This window comes from Bizionia myxarmorum (assembly GCF_008086205.1).
GTDB classification, from domain to species: Bacteria; Bacteroidota; Bacteroidia; order Flavobacteriales; family Flavobacteriaceae; genus Algorimicrobium; species Algorimicrobium myxarmorum.
Genome location: NZ_VSKK01000001.1, coordinates 1,276,038 through 1,293,768, shown reverse-complemented (window position 1 = coordinate 1,293,768; position 17,731 = coordinate 1,276,038). Strand labels below are relative to the sequence as shown.

Sequence of the window (17,731 nt, the reverse complement as noted above, 5' to 3'; positions counted from 1 at the left end):
GTAATTATTTTATCTTTGAACTTAAACATAAAAAGAAATGATTGTTCAAGACGTTATAGATTCTTTAGAAAATTTCGCACCCACTTCCTACGCTGAAGATTTTGATAATGTGGGTTTATTGGTTGGTAATAACCAGGAAACTATTTCGGGAATTTTAGTAACATTAGATACTACAGAAGCTGTAATTGATGAAGCCATAGCAAACAAATGTAACCTGATTGTTAGTTTTCATCCTATTATTTTTTCTGGTTTAAAAAAAATTACTGGGAAAAATTATGTGGAGCGTGTGGTTATAAAAGCCATTCAACATAATATTGCCATTTTCGCTATTCATACAGCACTAGATAATTCGTTTCAAGGTGTAAATGATATGATTTGTGAAAAATTGAATTTAAAAAACAGACAGATTCTTATTCCACAATTGGGCACCATAAAAAAACTAACTACCTATGCACCCATTGCTGAAGCGGCCGCTATCCGAGAAGCACTTTTTAAAGCGGGCGCTGGAAGTATTGGCAATTATGATCATTGTAGTTTTAATTTAGAAGGAACTGGCACGTTTAGAGGTAGAGAAGATTCCAATCCTACTAAAGGCGAAATTTTAAAAGATCATTCCGAGTCTGAAACTCAAATTTCAGTAACCTTTCCAAAACATTTAGAATCGCAAATCTTAAAAGCACTTTTCACCACACATTCTTATGAAGAAGTGGCCTATGAAATCATCAGTATAGAGAACACCAATCAGCATATTGGCATGGGAATGATTGGTACTTTAGAGATTCCGATGGAAGAAGTTGATTTTTTGAATTATTTGAAAAATCACATGCAAACAAATACGATTAGACATTCTGCTTTACTAAATAAACCAATTCTTAAGGTTGCTGTTTTGGGTGGCTCAGGTAGCTTTGCTATTTCGGCCGCTAAACGTGCTGGAGCTGATATATTTATAACAGCAGATTTAAAATATCATGATTTTTTTCAAGCAGAAAAAGCCTTGATTCTTGCTGATATTGGACATTATGAAAGTGAGCAGTTCACAAAAAACCTTTTAGTAGCATTTCTTATGAAAAAAATCACTAATTTTGCACCTGCCTTACCGGAAGGTAGGCTCATTTTATCAAATACCAATACAAATCCTGTTAAGTATTATTAGAGTATGGCAAAGAAGAAAGAAGCAACGGTAGAAGAGCGTTTAAGAGCATTGTATGATTTACAACTTGTAGACTCTCGCATCGATGAAATTAGAAATGTTCGTGGAGAACTTCCTTTAGAAGTACGCGATTTAGAAGATGAAGTTGCTGGCCTAAACACCAGATACGAAAAGCTTGAAGACAGCTTGGATGTAATCAAAAATGACATCAGTTCTAAAAAGAACTTGATTGAAGAAGCCAAAGCACTTATCAAAAAGTATAACGAGCAACAAAAAAATGTTCGTAATAATAGAGAATTCAACTCTATTTCAAAAGAAATTGAGTTTCAAGAATTAGAAATTCAATTAGCTGACAAAAACATCAACGAGTTTAAAGTTCAAATTGAGCAGAAAAAGGATGTGGTAGCACAAACTAAAGAACGCCTAAAGGAACGCCAGACACACCTGAAGCATAAAAAAGGTGAATTGGATGACATTCTAGCTGAAACTGAAAAAGAAGAAGAAGCACTGGTTAAAAAATCGGACGAATTTAAAAAATCTATCGAAGAGCGTTTAGTTGCTGCTTACACGAGAATCAGAACGAACGTAAAAAATGGATTAGCAGTTGTGCCAATTGAAAGAGGTGCAGCAGGTGGATCTTTCTTTACTATTCCGCCACAAGTTCAAATGGAGATTGCAGCTCGTAAAAAAATCATCACTGACGAACACAGTGGTCGTATTTTAGTAGACGCGGCATTAGCTGACGAAGAACGCACGAAAATGGAAAAGCTTTTTGCTAAATTATAAAAGCAAATTCTTAATTATATAAAAGCCCTCAAACTATTGAGGGCTTTTTTTTTAATATAACTTTAGTATTTAATTTATAAGGATTTTACATTTCATTCGACTTAATACAAAAATAAAACTATGAATAAGTTACTCGTAATAGTCTTCGTGGCTATGTTATTTAGTTGTAATAACACAGCACAAGTTAACCCAAAACAACAAGATATTATGAATGCGGAACCTATTGAGGTTGCCATCCAAAACGGAAAAGCAAAAGCCTATTTTGCCAGTGGTTGTTTCTGGTGTGTAGAAGCCGTTTATGAAAGTGTAATAGGCGTAGAAGAATCTATTTCTGGTTATGCAGGTGGTCATACCGCTAACCCAACTTACGAGTCTAGTAATACGGGAAGAACGGGTCATGCCGAAGCTGTGGAAGTAATTTACGACCCGAAAGTGGTTAGTTTTGAAACCTTATTAGATGTGTATTTTGCATCTCAAAATCCAGCGCAAGTAAATGGTCAAGGTCCAGATAATGGTTCTCAATACCGTTCAATTATATTTTATCAGAATGCGGAACAGAAAGCTATTATTTCAAAAAAAATAGCAGCATTGGAAAAACAGTTAGACATAAAAGTTGCGGCTGAAGTCTATCCATTTCAAAAGTTTTGGAATGCGGAAGATTATCATCAAAACTATGAGCGTTTAAACCCAGATAATCCTTACATCCAAAATGTATCGATTCCTAGATTAAATAATTTCAAACGAAAAATGCCTGAAATTCTAAAAGCAAATCATTAAACAATTCAATCATTCTGACTACAAAATCGTGTATTCAGAATGATTTTTTATTTTATTTTAGTTGCTTTTAACGTGAAAATTAAAGGATACAAATCAGCGGCAGTCTTATACATGCCGTTTTTTGTTTTAATTAAATTAGGCAACACATTATAAGGACTTTCGGAATATTCATTTAAATATTCAATATGTAATCCAGCTACGGTTAACGCATTGATGACTTCACTTAAACCGTGATTCCAACCATATTCCTTACTTATCATTTTAGAATCTTGTTTGGCGTATGTACCTTCATATTCTTCATAAATAGGTTCATCCTGCATATAACCATATTTCATAGCGGGTTTACCTTCTAAATAATCAAACATCCAAACTATAGGATGAAATTCAGCCATAAAAAAAGTACCGCCAACTTTAAGACGTTCAGCAATCATTTTTCCCCAAGGCTTTAAATCCGGCAACCATCCTATCACACCATAACTGGTGAAAACAATATCAAATTGTTCCGAAATATGCTCCGATGTATCTAAAACATTGCAGCAAACAAATTCAGCATCCAATTGTAATTCCACGTTTAATTCTTTGGCTAATTTGATACCTTCATCACTTAAATCGACACCAACACATTTAGCTCCTAACCTACTCCAACTTAAAGTATCTTGACCAAAATGACATTGCAAGTGCAATAAAGACTTTCCAGAAACATTTCCTAAAGCCTCTAATTCATATGACATTAAAGAGGATTTGCCCGATTTAAAAGCACACATATCGTACATTTCACTTTCTGAATGAACTTTCACTTTAGTATTCCAAGTCTGTTTATTTATGAAAAAATAGTTTTTTTCTAAATCCATAATCGCGCAATATTTCTGCCTAATTTACTATAACTTTACAACTTCTTAAACTTTATACCCATGAAAAAATACGTTCTTCTTTTTACTATTTCACTAGTAATTATGTCTTGTAAAACAGATAAAGACAATAAAACCACGACCGAGTTAGATGAAACACCATTAACAGTTTCCGAAAAAATAGCACAAGCTTATGGTATCGAAAATTGGGACACGGTTAACGAAATAACCTTTTCATTTAATGTAAAAAAAGATTCAACGCTTTTTAAACGCTCTTGGAAATGGTCGCCAAAAACTAACGATATCTACTTTACATCAGGCAGCGATACGTTAAATTATAACAGAAATAATATGGACAGTACTTTAATTAGGGCAGATCAAGCCTTTGTTAATGATAAATTCTGGTTGTTAGCACCTTACAATTTAGTTTGGGATTCTGGAACAACAAAATCAGAACCCGTTCAAGAATTAGCGCCAATTAGCCAAAAAAAGCTTAATAAATTAACTGTAACCTATCCAAATGATGGTGGTTACACACCTGGTGATGCCTACGATTTTTTTTACAATGATGATTACCTTATTGAAGAATGGATTTACAGAAAAGGAAACTCTGCAGAACCCACTATGGTATCAACATGGGAAAATAACACGGATTTAAAAGGGTTATTGATGTCTTTAAGTCATAAGAAAACAGAAGATAATTGGGAGTTATTTTTTACCTATGTTAGCATAAATTAATTCGGAAACATCCAAACATATAGTTTACACGTATATATAGAAATATCCCGCTTCAAGCGTCTATATATATATTCAGAAAGCACTTCAATCAATGGTTGAAGTGCTTTTTCTTTTTAGCGGTCATTCCTAAAATTATAATTCTTATTTTTGTGTGAAACCGAAAAACAAAACACTTTGTCCAACTTCCAAACTGGTCTTGATTTCGCAAAAAACCAAGACAAAAACGACACATTAGCCGCTTATAGAAATCAATTTCATATTCCTAAAGACAAACAAGGAAGTGACATGATTTACCTCTGTGGAAACTCTTTAGGTTTACAACCAAAAGCGACCAAAGATTATATAAATCAGGAATTAGAAGATTGGGCAAATCTAGGTGTTGAAGGTCATACACATGCTAAAAGACCTTGGTTGCGATATCATGAATTTTTAACGGAAAGCATGGCAAAAGTAGTTGGCGCCAAACCTATAGAAGTGGTTGTTATGAATACCTTAACGGCCAACTTGCACTTTATGATGGTTTCTTTTTACAAACCAACTGCCAAGCGTTATAAAATTGTCATTGAAGCAGATGCTTTTCCATCTGATAAATATGCTGTAGAATCGCAGTTACGTCATCATGGTTACGATGATAAAGATGGTTTAATACTTTGGAAAGCGCGTGAAGGTGAGGAATTACTGCGTTATGAAGATTTAGAAGCCATTTTAGAAGCGCACGGCCAAGAAGTGGCATTAGTAATGATTGGCGGTGTTAATTATTACACAGGACAGTTTTTCGATTTGAAACGCATTACCGAACTCGGACATAAACACGGTTGCGTGGTTGGTTTTGATTGCGCGCATGGCGCCGGAAATGTGGAATTAAACCTTCACGATTCAGGTGCGGATTTTGCCGTATGGTGTACCTATAAATATTTAAATTCTGGTCCTGGCAGTTTAGGTGGTTGCTTTGTCCATGAGCGTCATGCACATGACGAAAGTTTAAATCGCTTAACAGGTTGGTGGAGTCATAATAAAGAAACGCGCTTTAAAATGCGGGATGAATTTGATGTTATTCCTGGTGCTGAAGGCTGGCAATTAAGCAACCCTCCTATTTTATCTATGGCCGCTATTTTAGCGTCATTAGATATGTTTGCAGAAGTTGGCATGAAAAAACTAAATGAAAAATCGCGAAATCTTACAGCTTATTTTGAGTTTCTACTAAAGCAAATAGGCGAAGATGCTATTCGAATCATTACACCTGAAAATCCAGACGAACGCGGATGTCAATTGTCTATTCAGGTTAAAAATGCGGACAGAAGTTTACATGATAAATTAACCGAAGCCGGCGTTATTAGTGATTGGCGCGAACCTGACGTTATTCGCTGTGCACCCATTCCATTATACAATTCTTATGAAGATGTTTACAGAATGGTGGAACGTTTAAAAGAAATATTAGAAAATTAATATGTTTCAAAAATTAATTTCTGGAGAAAAAGTAATCGTTAAAATAAAAACTAAAAGTGATATAGCCTTTTGGCAATACCAATTATTAGGAGTTTTAAGTTTATTTACAGAAAGAAGAAACAACTTTTTCATAATAACGGATAAGCGAATTATAATAACTCAAAAAGATAGTATTAAGCACAATATAGAATACAACGATTTTTACAAAATTAGTTTTAATTCAAAGTCCGATGTGCTAACCTTTTTCACACTAAATAACGAAGAAAAAAAGGTGTCGCTAACAGACTTAAAATTAGAATACGATGATTATCAATACATAAAACATCAATTACATGCAGAATAGCGGTTCAGAAAAACAAAACATACTCATCATTGGCGCCGGACTTTGTGGTTCACTTTTAGCCTTGCGTTTAGGTCAACGCGGCTATAAGGTTACCGTGATTGAAATGCGTCCCGATTTACGAAAAACCGATATTAGCGCTGGTCGTTCTATTAATTTAGCACTTTCCGATCGGGGTATTAAAGCTATGAATTTGGTAGGTATTCAAGATAAAATTGAACCACTTTGTATTCCTATGAATGGCCGTTTATTGCACGATATTGAAGGAAACACAACGCTTGCACCATATAGTGGTCGCGAGCATGAATATATTAATTCTATTTCTCGAGGTATGTTGAATGCTTTGCTTTTAGATGAAGCGGAAAAACATGATAATGTCAACATATATTTCAACAGAAAATGCGAATCGGTAGATTTTGAAAATACCACCGCGCATTTTACTGAATTCGATACCAAAAAAGAATTCATAGAAGATGCCGATATCATTATCGCTACAGACGGCGCTGGTTCTGCTCTTCGTCAAAGTTATTATTTAGGACGAAAATTTTTATTTAGTTTTTCACAAGACTATTTAAGCCATGGTTATAAAGAATTAAGCATTCTGCCAGGTGAAAACGGCAGTTATAAAACCTATAAAAACGCTTTGCACATTTGGGGACGTGAAGCTTTTATGCTAATTGCCTTGCCAAATTTAGATGGTAGTTTTACCGTAACCTTGTTTTTAAGTTATGAGGAAGGCGACTATAATTTCAATAACTTAACAACCAAAGAGCGCGTTTTAGAATTCTTTACCAAATATTTTAAAGATGCTTTGGATTTAATGCCGAATTTGGTGGAAGATTTCTTCGCAAATCCTACAGCACCTTTAGGAACTGTTAAATGTTCGCCATGGCATTATAAAGGCAACGCGCTTTTAATGGGTGATTCCGCCCATGCTATTGTGCCATTTTACGGACAAGGCATGAATGCTTCTTTTGAAGATGTTGTTGAATTTGATAAAGTTTTAGATGAAGGACATGAAGACTGGGAATCTATTTTTAAGGCTTATGAAAAATCTCGAAAACAAGATACCGATGCCATTGCGGATCTAGCAATCGATAATTTCCATGAAATGAAAGGTCATGTAAATCACCCGAATTTCAGAGAAAAACGCAGTTTAGAGATGGCTTTCGAAAAAACATTCCCTAATGAGTATTCCTCAAAATACTCATTAGTTACGTTTAATGAAGAAGTTGGTTATCGAGAAGCCATGTTGCGAGGTCGTGCACAAGATAAAGCCATATTGAATATGCTCGCGGATGGCAGAATTAGTCACAGTAAAAATTTAAGCAAAGAAGAATTAGGTCTAATTTTAGAGAAAGTAAAAGCAGAAACAGAAGCGATTTTAGCAAATAAGTAAAATCCCGCCCCTGCCCTCCCAAAGGGTGGGAGTATAGAAAACGGTAAAATTATTAATTAAGCACTCTTAACCGCCCGAGTAAGAGTCCCTTCCCTTTGGGAAGGTTAGGATGGGATTATATTATGAGCGATAAAAAAAATGAGGCTCCTGCCTCCGCAGGAACGAAGGTAACACCAAGAGGAGCCTATCCAGCCGTAAAACGTGTCGGCGATTTTATATTTGTATCGGGAACTAGTTCACGTAAAGCAGATAATACGATTGCTGGCGTCGATATTATTGACGAAATGGGAACAAAACACCTTAACGCCGAAGTTCAAACACGTGAAATTTTAAAGAATATTGACAAGAATTTACAAACCGTTGGGGCGTCTATAAAAGATGTGGTTGATGTGTCGTCCTTTTTAGTTAATATGAACGATTTTGCCGGTTATAATAAAGCCTACGCGGAATTTTTCGATAAGGAAACAGGTCCAACTAGAACAACGGTTGCCGTACACCAATTACCACACCCCGATTTGGTCGTGGAAATTAAGGTGACGGCTTATAAACCAACTCCTGCGTAGGTAGGAGTCTCATAAAAAGACGAAAAGAATTCGAGGTTACTAGATTCTTTTAAATCGGAATTTATAAAAATTCTATATTCTCAATACAGAGAACTTTAGATAAAATCACTAGCAAGTGGGAACCATAGCAGAAAACATAGAGATTCCTGCCTTCGCAGGAATTAAAAATTATATAAACGGAAAATTCATGCCTCCCATTGCTAATGGGTGGTTGGACAATTACGATCCTTCTTGTGGCAAAATATATGGGCAAATTCCAAATTCATCAAAAGAAGATGTTGAGAATGCCTATATAGCAGCAAAATCAGCTTTTCCTACTTGGTCGAAAACAACTTTAGATGAACGTAGTCGCATTATGCTTAAAATTTCGGAATTAATTGAGCAGAATTTAGATGCTCTCGCCGAAGCCGAAAGTAAGGATAACGGCAAACCTATTATTTTAGCAAAAGCTATTGACATTCCAAGAGCTTCAAGTAATTTTCGCTTTTTTGCCAACGCTATCACACAGTTTTCTAGTGAAAGTCATGAAAGTGTTGGTCAAGATGCCATAAATTACACGCTACGCCAACCAATTGGTGTGGTGGGTTGTATTTCACCTTGGAATTTACCGTTGTATTTATTTACTTGGAAAATTGCCCCAGCTATTGCTGCCGGAAACTGCGTAGTTGCTAAACCAAGTGAAGTGACACCCATGACGGCTTATTTATTAGGCCAAATTTGTAATGAAGCCGGTTTACCAAAAGGTGTTTTAAATATTGTTCACGGTTTAGGTGGCTCAACAGGTCAAGCTATTATTGAACATCCCGATATTAAAGCCATTTCTTTTACAGGTGGAACAGCAACTGGCGCGCATATTGCCAGAATAGCTGCACCGATGTTTAAAAAATTATCTTTAGAATTAGGCGGAAAAAACCCCAACATCATTTTTGCGGATTGTGATTATGACGATATGTTGAATACTACTGTCAAATCCTCATTTGCCAATCAAGGGCAGATTTGTTTATGCGGTAGTCGCATTTTTGTTGAAGCATCCATTTACGAGAAATTCAAAAACGATTTCGTTGCGAAAGTTAAAGCTTTAAAAGTGGGACATCCATCGGAAAGCACCACCGATATTGGGGCATTGGTTTCCAAACCACATTTAGAAAAAGTACTGGAATATATCCAAATTGCCAAAGACGAAAACGGAACTATTTTGTGTGGCGGTAATCAAGTAACCATTCCGGGATTTGAAAATGGGTATTATTTAGAACCGACCGTTATTGAAGTTCCAACGGATGAATGTCGGGTAAACCAAGAAGAAATTTTCGGACCTGTTGTCACAATTATGCCATTTCAAACAGAAGATGACGTTTTGCAAATGGCCAATAAAGTCAAATATGGTTTATCAGCTACCTTATGGACCAACGATTTAAAACGCACCATGAGAATGAGTAACAAATTACAAGTCGGTATTGTCTGGGTTAACACTTGGTTGATGCGCGATTTACGCACACCTTTTGGTGGTGTAAAAGCATCAGGCGTTGGTAGAGAAGGCGGATTTGAAGCTTTGCGCTTTTTTACCGAAGCGAAGAATGTTTGTATAAAGTATTAATCCCACCCCGACCCTCCCAAAGGGAGGTAGTGAGACGGGAATAAAAAATAAATATTAACGAACTCCGCTACCCAAAACAGGAGTTCCTTCCCTTGGGGAAGGTTAGGATGGGAACATTATGAATCTAAACTTAAATAATAAAAACGCACTAGTTTGCGGAAGTACAGCAGGAATTGGAAAAGCAACAGCTATGTCTTTAGCTTCCGAAGGCGCTAACGTAACTTTAATTGCCAGAAACGAAGAGAAGTTAAAAGCTGTTTTAGCCGAATTACCAAAAGGAGGAAGACATAGTTATATTGTTGCTGATTTTTCAAATCCAGAGGAATTACATCAAAAAGTATCAGAATTCATTTCTGAAAATAATGGGTTTCATATTTTAGTAAATAATACGGGTGGGCCAGCAGGCGGACCTGTTTTTTCGGCAAATCTAGATGAATTTCAAAAAGCGTTTACCCAGCATTTAAAATGTAATCACGTTTTAGCGCAAGCGGTTGTTCCGTTTATGAAAGAAGCGGGTTATGGTCGGATTGTAAACGTTATCTCTACATCCGTGAAACAACCTTTGGACGGTTTGGGTGTTAGTAATACCATTCGTGGTGCCGTTGCCAATTGGAGTAAAACCTTATCTAACGAATTAGGATCTTTTGGAATCACGGTTAATAATGTGTTGCCCGGCGCTACAGGAACGGATCGGTTAGCGGAAATAATTAAAAACAAATCGGCTAAATCTGGTAATACTGAAGAAGAAGCTGCCAATGCTATGAAACAAGCGGTTCCTGCCAAACGTTTTGCCAAACCAGAAGAATTAGCGGATGCTATAATTTTTTTAGCAAGTGAACGCGCTGGTTATATAAACGGTATCAATCTACCTGTTGACGGTGGGCGTACTAAAAGCTTATAAAAAAACATATGAAAACCTACATCACGTGCCTATTTCTGATGTTATCCGCCATTGGTCACGCTCAATATGTTATAGAAAATTATTCGAATGCGGAAATAGATCAGTTACCAGCGGTTGAAGAAATTGCTAATTGGATTCAATTTAACAATAGTAATAATGTGATACCGTTGTTGGAAAACCCCAATACGGTAGACCGTGTATACTTAAACACCGAATCGGCATTCTTATCATTAGAGTATACCAGAAAAAACGCAAATTCTAATGCGCACCATTATATTAATGATGACCGAAATATTGTTTGGTACGAGCGGAACTTTTACAAAAAGACAAAATCGGAATTAAAACCGCGGTATCAAATTTACTTTACGGTTGAATTCGTTAACGACTCCTATAAAATAATAGACCTTCAATTTGGTAAGAAGCGGAAAATAAATACCAGTGATTATATCACAAATTGATTCCAAATGAGAATTTACGTTTTCATAATTTATCAGTTAAGGTATAACCAATTCTAATGAACCTAAACAAGGTGAAGCGTTCGAAAAACGAACAAATTAAAATTGTTTATAAAAATAGACCTCACAGGTTTTCAAAACCTGTGAGGTCTTTGTATATTTATAAGATTATTCTGCGTTAAGGATTGAGCAATTGTTGGAGCTCTCCCGATTTTTTCATCGGGAAGCGACTTGCGAAAGCCTGACGTTACGCAGCTTAAGCGAAGTAACGGAACGCCCAAAAAAACAAATAGCTTATGAGTCAATTAGTTTCGCCTTTAAATTTCAAGGCTTGGATTGAGGAAAATAGACATTTATTAAAACCACCAGTTGGAAATAAAGTAGTCTGGAAAGATGGCGATTTTATTGTGATGGTTGTTGGTGGACCGAATAACCGAAAGGATTATCACTACAACGAAACACCCGAATTTTTCTACCAAGTGGAGGGTGATATGGTGCTGAAAATAATTGATAATGGCACGCCAAAAGATGTGCATATTAGAGAAGGTGATATTTATTTATTACCACCAAAAGTACCTCATTCCCCGCAAAGAGAAGCCAATACTGTCGGATTGGTTATTGAATATAAGCGTCCAGAAGGTATGCGTGATGCCTTGTTATGGTTCTGCGAAAATTGCACAACCAAACTATACGAAGAGGATTTTACTGTTGAAAATATTGAAACCGATATGCCGGTAATTTTCGACAAATATTACAGCGATACCCAAAAACGCCAGTGTCCTAATTGTGGCGAAACGATGGAGCCGCCAAAAAAAGTTCAGATTGATTAAATAGCTTTTTTTAATATTAAACAAACATTTTACAGCGCACAATAACTTATGGAATCTAGACGAAAACTTCGCATTAACGGTCACTCTCACCTACTTCCCTATCCAGAGGAAATTCCGCAATTTATGCAGGATAAGGAAATTTTCTGGGTAGATAAAGATCGGAAATTCATGCTTCAAAAAGATTGGAACCGACCAATTACGGATTCTAGTTTCTTTTTAGATGAAAAGTTAGCGTGGATGGAGCGTTTTAATATTGACCATGCGGTGGTTTTAAACCTTTCTCAATTATATGGAAACGGGTTACGCGTGGAAGAAATGCGCAAAGCTTTACGTTTTCAAAATGATTTTAATGCGAAAGCCCAACGTGAAAATCCAAGTAAATTTACCTGTGGTTTTGTAGTTCATCCTGGTTTTGTAGATGGTGCTTGTTGGGAAATTGAACGCTGCGTTAACGAATTAGGCATGCAATTACTTTGCCTTCCAACGCATTACATGGATACGATTGGTACTTGGCGTTGTATTTTTGATGAAGAAAATGAGCCTATTTTTGAACTGGCCAACAAATATAATTTAGCAGTAGAAATTCACCCGTATGATGGTGAAAAATTTATAAAATTGGAAAATACATCTTGGCGTTTTCATTTGATATGGATGTTGGCGCAATGTGCTGATGCCTATCATTTTTTAACTTTAAATGGTTACCAAGATAAATACCCAAATATGCGAACCTGTTTTGCGCATGGCGGACAATTAGCACAAATTAATTTAGGCAGACGTATTCAAGGTTTTGATGGTAGACCGGATTTATTTGAAGGGAAAAGTCATCCAAGAAAAGCGGTTGGACACAAAAACATATTTTTTGATACGCTTGTTCATGATACCGGCGGACTGCAATTATTGATAAAAAATCAAGGATCCAAGCAAGTATTAATGGGACTGGATGATCCGTATCCTTTAGGAGAAATGGAAAGCGCCCAACAATCATCTTACCCAGGAAAGATTTTGGACTTGGCCATGGAACAAAAAATTATTAGCGAAACGGAGCGTGATGCTATTTGGGAAGATAACGTGATTCAGTGGCTTTGTGGTGATGATGAAGCTGCCAAAAAGAAATTAGTGAATCGGATTTTAGGATAAGGGTCTCTGCTCCAATACAACAGTAATTTATATTTTTATAGAATGTTATAAGTTGAATGCGCCTAGATTATATTTCACTATTTGAAATAGGTTTCGACTGCCTGCCTGTCGTGAGATATGGCGCTCAACCGGACAACCCATAACTCATAACAGATATCTCATAACTCATAACTTGAAATAATGCATTTCCTTTCAGAAGATTTAGATACGTATGTTGTAAACCATTCGGAAGACGAGCCGGCATTACTACAGCAATTAACACGCGAAACCTACCAGAAAATTTTGCAGCCACGCATGTTAAGCGGGCATTATCAAGGTCGTGTTTTAAGTATGCTTTCCAAATTGGTAAATCCTGAAAACATTTTAGAAATTGGTACCTATACAGGATATTCAGCTTTATGTTTAGCAGAAGGGATTCAAAAAACGGGCGAACTTCATACCATTGATATAAATGAAGAATTAGTAGATTTCCAAAGGATGTATTTTGACAAATCTGACTATGGAAAGCAAATTCACCAACATTTAGGAAATGCTTTAGATATTATTCCAACCCTTAATAAAAAATTCGATTTGGTGTTTATTGACGCCGACAAGGATAATTATGCAGCCTATTTTGAGTTAATTATAGCCCGTTTAAATACAGGTGGCATTATCTTGTCTGATAATGTGCTTTGGAGCGGAAAAGTGCTTGATACAAGCTTTAAAAAGGATGACACTTCTACCCCGGCACTTATTGCTTACAATAAATTACTGAAAGAAGATTCACGGGTAGAAACGGTTTTGTTGCCCATTCGTGATGGCATGACTATTAGTAGGAAGTTGTAAATTCCTGCGGAAGCAGGAATCTGTTTGTATAAATTTAGCTAACTTGGTTTCTGTCAGTTATAAATCAGATAAACGATTTCACATCATGTTGTTGTGTTATCTAAATCCTAATATATTACATTAATAAATTATCTTAATATGAAACTAAACCTATTGTCATGTGATGCTCAAAGACCCGACAAAAGAGCCATAGCCAAATGTATTGCAGAGGTTTCAATTAACATAAGTGATTCCTTATCTCATGAACTTGCAGATATACTTTTAGAAGGAGACGCTGTAGATATTGAAGTGGATGATAAAAACTCGGGATCAGCTTTGAGAGCTTTAAGAAAATTGGATATTGATTATGAGATTATAGAGTAATCCTAATTCCTTATAGCTTGTCATTTAGCAGAAAAGTTGAAACTTGACTTTCTTAAAAAAAAGAACGAACTTCGTTTACAATTGATATAAAACATTCAAACGATTTCATATCATGACGTTGTAAAGCATTAAAATGAACCGACTTTTATTAATAGTAGCCATATTATCATTTACCAGTTGTCAAAATGACACCGAACTATTTGATAACGTAAATGAAATGGCTCAATTTGATAGAGTTTACAAACCAACTTTGATTCAATCTGGAGAAGAAAACGGGTTTCTTGAACCTATGGCAGAGTACAGCCTATTCAGAATTGACTCTTTAGATTTTCAATATTTGGAAAATTCAATTTTAACAAATGATAGGTTTAAGAAAGGTACGTTCTACTTAAATATCGAATTGAACGACTACATTTATAATAATGACCTCGAAATATTGAATATGTCCAAATCATTAATCACGGAGAATAAATATGACAAAATCTACTATCTCTATTTACTGTCGGATAGAAAAACTTTTGCAGTTTGTAAAGTCAACCAGTAAATAAAAAACGCTTTACAACAATGTATAACCGCAATTACGGCGGATTCGACTGCGTCCGAATCCACGCCTAATTGCTACCGTCGGTGCATAACCGAAAAACATTAAATTTAATCCCGTAACTGCGGTTATACTAAACGTGAACTATAAAGAAAAAAAATCAACTTAACCAATTGCTCATATAACTTGAACACAACAATTCAAGAAAAGTAAAGTCTGTCAAGAAATTATTTGTCTAAATACTTTGTAAAAACAGATGTTAAAAATGAGATTAGCTTCTCTAAATCTTGGATTTCCTGCCTTCCTGCCTTCCTGCCTTCGCAGGAATTTATAACTTACGTCTCACGGAACCCGTAAAATCCTCTAATTGGTCTTTTACTTTATTAAGTTCGTCTTGAACGTCTTTAGTAACGCTGGTATCAATACCGTTTTTTTCAGCACTTTTCGTGATTTCCGATTTGATATCATTGGAAGCATCTTTCAGCATACGCATTCCTTTTCCTAATCCGCGGGCAATTTCCGGGATTTTATCAGCACCAAAAACCATGATTACTATAAATAGTATAAACATGATTTCGGTTGTACCGATGAATAAAAATATTACTTGCTGTATCACGATGCAAATATAGTAAGTAGAATGATACGAATAAAAAAAGCCGACTGATAAATAGTCGGCTTTTAATAAAATTTATTCTAATTAGTCTTTAGACTTATTTTTGAACTTGTCAAATTGGCTTTGAGTTACCTCTCTTGGCCAAGAGTTGTTAGATGTATCTACATCGGCAGTTTCTAAATTAGGATCTACTGTAATTTTTACAATTTCCTTATCTGAAGCAACCGCTTTACTAACTTCCTTATCATTTAATCTCCAAATTTGTGCTGGATATTTCTCCATTTTAGTAGTACCATCAGCATATGTATATTCTACAATAATAGGCATTACCAATCCGCCTGGTTTTTCAAACGTTACACTATAGAAGTATTTTGGTTGTTTGATATTCTTACGCTCTTCAGGCGTAAAGTTATCCATAACATACTCGTTTAAAGTTGGTGAATTTTCTAATAACGTTCCTTTTTTCATGTTCTCGTTGAACTCTTCACTTCCTTCTTCAACCATATAAACTAATGGTGGTAAATCGCTCATTTTCATACCACGCTGCTTAACCATAGCTTTAACTTGCTCGTTTGGTTCTGCAGATACGTAATATTTCTTCACATCTTTCACGCCCATATCCACATAATCTGTAGTATAGAACCAACCTCTCCAATACCAATCTAAATCAAATGCGGATGCATCTTCCATGGTTCTGAAAAAATCTTCTGGAGTTGGGTGTTTAAACATCCAACGGTGAGAATATTCTCTAAAAGCATAATCAAATAACTCATGCCCCATAACTGTTTCTCTCAAAATATTAAGAGCTGTTCCTGGTTTTCCGTAAGCATTATTTCCAAATTGGTAGGTATTTAAACCCTTGGTCATAATTGGTGCAATATAATCTTGATCACCGCCCATGTAAGGAACAATATTAGCTGCAGGTCCGCGGCTTGAAGGATATTTTGCATCACCTTTAGAGAGCGCTTTTGGATACCATCCACCAAAATCTTGCTCGGCAACATATTGTAAGAACGTATTTAAACCTTCATCCATCCATGTCCATTGACGCTCATCACTATTTACAATCATTGGGAAAAAGTTATGTCCCACTTCATGAATAATAACGCTTATCATCCCGTATTTTGTACGATCACTATATTTTCCATCTTTATCTGGACGACCATAGTTAAAACAAATCATTGGATATTCCATTCCTTGTTGCTTGGCATGAACCGAAATCGCTTTGTGGTATGGATAATCAAATGTCATTCTAGAATAAGACGTTAATGTACTTGCAACGGCATAAGTAGACCATTCTTCCCATAACGGATTTCCTTCTTTAGGATACATAGATACAGCCATTACCGTTCTATCACCGATTTTAACGGCCATCATATCCCAAATATATTTTCTTGAAGAAGCAAAACCGAAATCACGCACATTTTCTGCGTAAAATTTCCAAGTTTTAGTTCCTTTTGCACGCCCTTTTTCAGCTTTTTCAGCTTCAGCTTGTGTTACAATCATAACTGGCTTATCGTATGATTTCTGGGCTTGTTCAAAACGGTTCATCATGTCTTTTGAAAACACTTCCTTACGGTTTGTCAATTTTCCAGTTGCATCTAAAATATGATCTGAAGGAACGGTAATGTTCACTTCAAAATTTCCGAATGGTAATGCGAATTCATCACGACCCCAAAATTGGGAGTTTTGCCAGCCTTCAACATCATTATAAACAGCCATTCTTGGATAGAATTGCGCAATAATATAGTTTCTGTTGCCATCTTCTGGGAAAAATTCATAACCTGAACGTCCACCCATATTCACATAATCATTAATATTATACCACCACTTTACAGCGAAACTGAATTTCTCTCCAGTTCCTAAAGCTTTTGGTAACTCTACACGCATCATGGTATTATTAATCATGTGCGCTAATGCTTTTCCGTTTGTATCTGTAATAGATTCAATTTTAAAACCACCATCAAAACCGTCAGACATATATTCTGAAGCAAAAGCGCCTGCTTGTTGTGCTGGTTGTACGCCACTTCCTTCAATTAAAGGCGATTCTGAATCTTTAGCACGCATGTTTTGATCCAGTTGCACCCATAAATACTTTAACTGATCTGGGGAATTATTGGTATAGGTAATTGTTTCAAAACCAGAAATTCTGGCTTTTTCGTCATCTAAGGTAATGTCAATTTTATAATCCGCTTGTTGCTGATAATAAGCTGGCCCTGGTGCTCCCGAAGCTGTTCGGAACATGTTTGGTGTTGAAAACTCATCATACAACTGCTTAAATTTGTTAGTGTTGGTATGACCGGGTTTGCGCTCTGGCTTTTGTTCCTGATCTTGGGCAAATGCACCGACCGAAACAAATAAAGCGGATAGAAATAAATACTTTAGTTTTTTCATATTGGAGGTTGTTACTGTGTAATTGAATGGA

General features: G+C 35.9%; 19 protein-coding genes. 16 read left to right on the top strand and 3 right to left on the bottom strand.

The genetic code is table 11. From position 1 onward, the window contains the following. The first annotated feature begins 37 nt into the window (after positions 1-37). From ES674_RS05840 to msrA, 3 genes are all read left to right on the top strand, one after another. Positions 38-1,153 (top strand): Nif3-like dinuclear metal center hexameric protein, encoded by a 1,116-nt coding sequence (locus ES674_RS05840; RefSeq protein ID WP_148403030.1) that lies wholly within the window; start codon positions 38-40, stop codon positions 1,151-1,153. 3 nt (positions 1,154-1,156) lie between these two features. Then, positions 1,157-1,936 (top strand): zinc ribbon domain-containing protein, encoded by a 780-nt coding sequence (locus ES674_RS05835; RefSeq protein ID WP_148403029.1) that lies wholly within the window; start codon positions 1,157-1,159, stop codon positions 1,934-1,936. A 120-nt stretch (positions 1,937-2,056) separates the two neighbouring features. Beyond that, positions 2,057-2,713 (top strand): peptide-methionine (S)-S-oxide reductase MsrA, encoded by a 657-nt coding sequence (msrA, locus tag ES674_RS05830; protein WP_148403028.1) that lies wholly within the window; start codon positions 2,057-2,059, stop codon positions 2,711-2,713. A 47-nt stretch (positions 2,714-2,760) separates the two neighbouring features. Here msrA and ES674_RS05825 read toward each other — a convergent pair whose 3' ends face one another. Beyond that, the gene (locus ES674_RS05825; protein ID WP_148403027.1) at positions 2,761-3,564 is read right to left on the bottom strand and encodes a class I SAM-dependent methyltransferase; all 804 of its coding nucleotides are present in this window, start codon (positions 3,562-3,564) and stop codon (positions 2,761-2,763) included. A gap of 60 nt (positions 3,565-3,624) precedes the next feature. On the opposite strand from ES674_RS05825, the gene ES674_RS05820 reads away from it, so the two are divergent. The 13 genes from ES674_RS05820 (at position 3,625) to ES674_RS05760 (ending at position 14,696) form a co-directional block, all read left to right on the top strand. Continuing rightward, positions 3,625-4,299: a hypothetical protein gene (locus ES674_RS05820; RefSeq protein ID WP_148403026.1), complete on the top strand. Its 675-nt coding sequence runs from the start codon at positions 3,625-3,627 to the stop codon at positions 4,297-4,299. Positions 4,300-4,473: 174 nt separating this feature from the next. Next, complete coding sequence (gene kynU, locus ES674_RS05815) at positions 4,474-5,745, top strand: kynureninase (RefSeq protein ID WP_148403025.1); 1,272 nt, start codon at positions 4,474-4,476, stop codon at positions 5,743-5,745. 1 nt (position 5,746) lies between these two features. Continuing rightward, positions 5,747-6,088, top strand: a complete 342-nt coding sequence (locus ES674_RS05810; RefSeq protein ID WP_148403024.1) for a hypothetical protein — start codon at positions 5,747-5,749, stop codon at positions 6,086-6,088. Continuing rightward, positions 6,078-7,484: an FAD-dependent oxidoreductase gene (locus ES674_RS05805; RefSeq protein WP_148403023.1), complete on the top strand. Its 1,407-nt coding sequence runs from the start codon at positions 6,078-6,080 to the stop codon at positions 7,482-7,484. Before ES674_RS05810 ends, ES674_RS05805 begins: the two co-directional genes overlap by 11 nt. A 122-nt stretch (positions 7,485-7,606) precedes the next feature. Further along, a complete protein-coding gene (locus ES674_RS05800) occupies positions 7,607-8,047 on the top strand; it encodes a RidA family protein (RefSeq protein ID WP_148403022.1) in 441 nt (146 codons plus the stop codon). A gap of 187 nt (positions 8,048-8,234) precedes the next feature. Beyond that, positions 8,235-9,641 (top strand): aldehyde dehydrogenase, encoded by a 1,407-nt coding sequence (locus tag ES674_RS05795; RefSeq protein ID WP_148403650.1) that lies wholly within the window; start codon positions 8,235-8,237, stop codon positions 9,639-9,641. A 118-nt stretch (positions 9,642-9,759) separates the two neighbouring features. Continuing rightward, entirely contained in the window at positions 9,760-10,542 is a 783-nt protein-coding gene (locus tag ES674_RS05790; RefSeq protein ID WP_148403021.1) for an SDR family oxidoreductase, read from the top strand. A gap of 8 nt (positions 10,543-10,550) precedes the next feature. After that, positions 10,551-11,000: a hypothetical protein gene (locus ES674_RS05785; protein ID WP_148403020.1), complete on the top strand. Its 450-nt coding sequence runs from the start codon at positions 10,551-10,553 to the stop codon at positions 10,998-11,000. Between the two features lie 293 nt (positions 11,001-11,293). Further along, on the top strand, positions 11,294-11,827 hold the full coding sequence (locus ES674_RS05780) for a 3-hydroxyanthranilate 3,4-dioxygenase (RefSeq protein WP_148403019.1): 534 nt from the start codon (positions 11,294-11,296) through the stop codon (positions 11,825-11,827). Between the two features lie 48 nt (positions 11,828-11,875). After that, positions 11,876-12,964, top strand: coding sequence for an amidohydrolase family protein (locus tag ES674_RS05775; RefSeq protein WP_148403018.1), 1,089 nt, complete (start codon positions 11,876-11,878; stop codon positions 12,962-12,964). A 180-nt stretch (positions 12,965-13,144) separates the two neighbouring features. Further along, positions 13,145-13,789: an O-methyltransferase gene (locus ES674_RS05770; RefSeq protein WP_148403017.1), complete on the top strand. Its 645-nt coding sequence runs from the start codon at positions 13,145-13,147 to the stop codon at positions 13,787-13,789. Between the two features lie 138 nt (positions 13,790-13,927). Further along, entirely contained in the window at positions 13,928-14,152 is a 225-nt protein-coding gene (locus tag ES674_RS05765; RefSeq protein WP_148403016.1) for a hypothetical protein, read from the top strand. Positions 14,153-14,285: 133 nt separating this feature from the next. Continuing rightward, positions 14,286-14,696, top strand: coding sequence for a hypothetical protein (locus ES674_RS05760; protein WP_148403015.1), 411 nt, complete (start codon positions 14,286-14,288; stop codon positions 14,694-14,696). Positions 14,697-15,021: 325 nt separating this feature from the next. On the opposite strand, the gene ES674_RS05755 is transcribed toward ES674_RS05760, so the two are convergent. Together ES674_RS05755 and ES674_RS05750 are read right to left on the bottom strand one after the other, a co-directional pair. After that, positions 15,022-15,309 carry a Sec-independent protein translocase subunit TatA/TatB gene (locus ES674_RS05755; protein ID WP_148403014.1) on the bottom strand — a complete coding sequence of 96 codons (288 nt, stop codon included), beginning with the start codon at positions 15,307-15,309 and terminating at the stop codon, positions 15,022-15,024. A gap of 81 nt (positions 15,310-15,390) precedes the next feature. Next, positions 15,391-17,700 (bottom strand): M1 family metallopeptidase, encoded by a 2,310-nt coding sequence (locus ES674_RS05750; protein ID WP_148403013.1) that lies wholly within the window; start codon positions 17,698-17,700, stop codon positions 15,391-15,393. Positions 17,701-17,731 lie beyond the last annotated feature (31 nt).

Bases quoted from the DNA above. Each gene is read 5' to 3' on its own strand.
- ES674_RS05805 (WP_148403023.1), top strand. From the start codon at position 6,078: ATGCAGAATAGCGGTTCAGAAAAACAAAACATACTCATCATTGGCGCC.
- ES674_RS05840 (WP_148403030.1), top strand. From the start codon at position 38: ATGATTGTTCAAGACGTTATAGATTCTTTAGAAAATTTCGCACCCACT.
- ES674_RS05790 (WP_148403021.1), top strand. From the start codon at position 9,760: ATGAATCTAAACTTAAATAATAAAAACGCACTAGTTTGCGGAAGTACA.
- ES674_RS05770 (WP_148403017.1), top strand. From the start codon at position 13,145: ATGCATTTCCTTTCAGAAGATTTAGATACGTATGTTGTAAACCATTCG.
- ES674_RS05810 (WP_148403024.1), top strand. From the start codon at position 5,747: ATGTTTCAAAAATTAATTTCTGGAGAAAAAGTAATCGTTAAAATAAAA.
- ES674_RS05820 (WP_148403026.1), top strand. From the start codon at position 3,625: ATGAAAAAATACGTTCTTCTTTTTACTATTTCACTAGTAATTATGTCT.
- ES674_RS05795 (WP_148403650.1), top strand. From the start codon at position 8,235: ATGCCTCCCATTGCTAATGGGTGGTTGGACAATTACGATCCTTCTTGT.
- ES674_RS05835 (WP_148403029.1), top strand. From the start codon at position 1,157: ATGGCAAAGAAGAAAGAAGCAACGGTAGAAGAGCGTTTAAGAGCATTG.
- ES674_RS05825 (WP_148403027.1), bottom strand. From the start codon at position 3,564: ATGGATTTAGAAAAAAACTATTTTTTCATAAATAAACAGACTTGGAAT.
- msrA (WP_148403028.1), top strand. From the start codon at position 2,057: ATGAATAAGTTACTCGTAATAGTCTTCGTGGCTATGTTATTTAGTTGT.
- ES674_RS05785 (WP_148403020.1), top strand. From the start codon at position 10,551: ATGAAAACCTACATCACGTGCCTATTTCTGATGTTATCCGCCATTGGT.
- ES674_RS05780 (WP_148403019.1), top strand. From the start codon at position 11,294: ATGAGTCAATTAGTTTCGCCTTTAAATTTCAAGGCTTGGATTGAGGAA.
- ES674_RS05765 (WP_148403016.1), top strand. From the start codon at position 13,928: ATGAAACTAAACCTATTGTCATGTGATGCTCAAAGACCCGACAAAAGA.
- ES674_RS05760 (WP_148403015.1), top strand. From the start codon at position 14,286: ATGAACCGACTTTTATTAATAGTAGCCATATTATCATTTACCAGTTGT.
- ES674_RS05800 (WP_148403022.1), top strand. From the start codon at position 7,607: ATGAGCGATAAAAAAAATGAGGCTCCTGCCTCCGCAGGAACGAAGGTA.
- ES674_RS05750 (WP_148403013.1), bottom strand. From the start codon at position 17,700: ATGAAAAAACTAAAGTATTTATTTCTATCCGCTTTATTTGTTTCGGTC.
- ES674_RS05775 (WP_148403018.1), top strand. From the start codon at position 11,876: ATGGAATCTAGACGAAAACTTCGCATTAACGGTCACTCTCACCTACTT.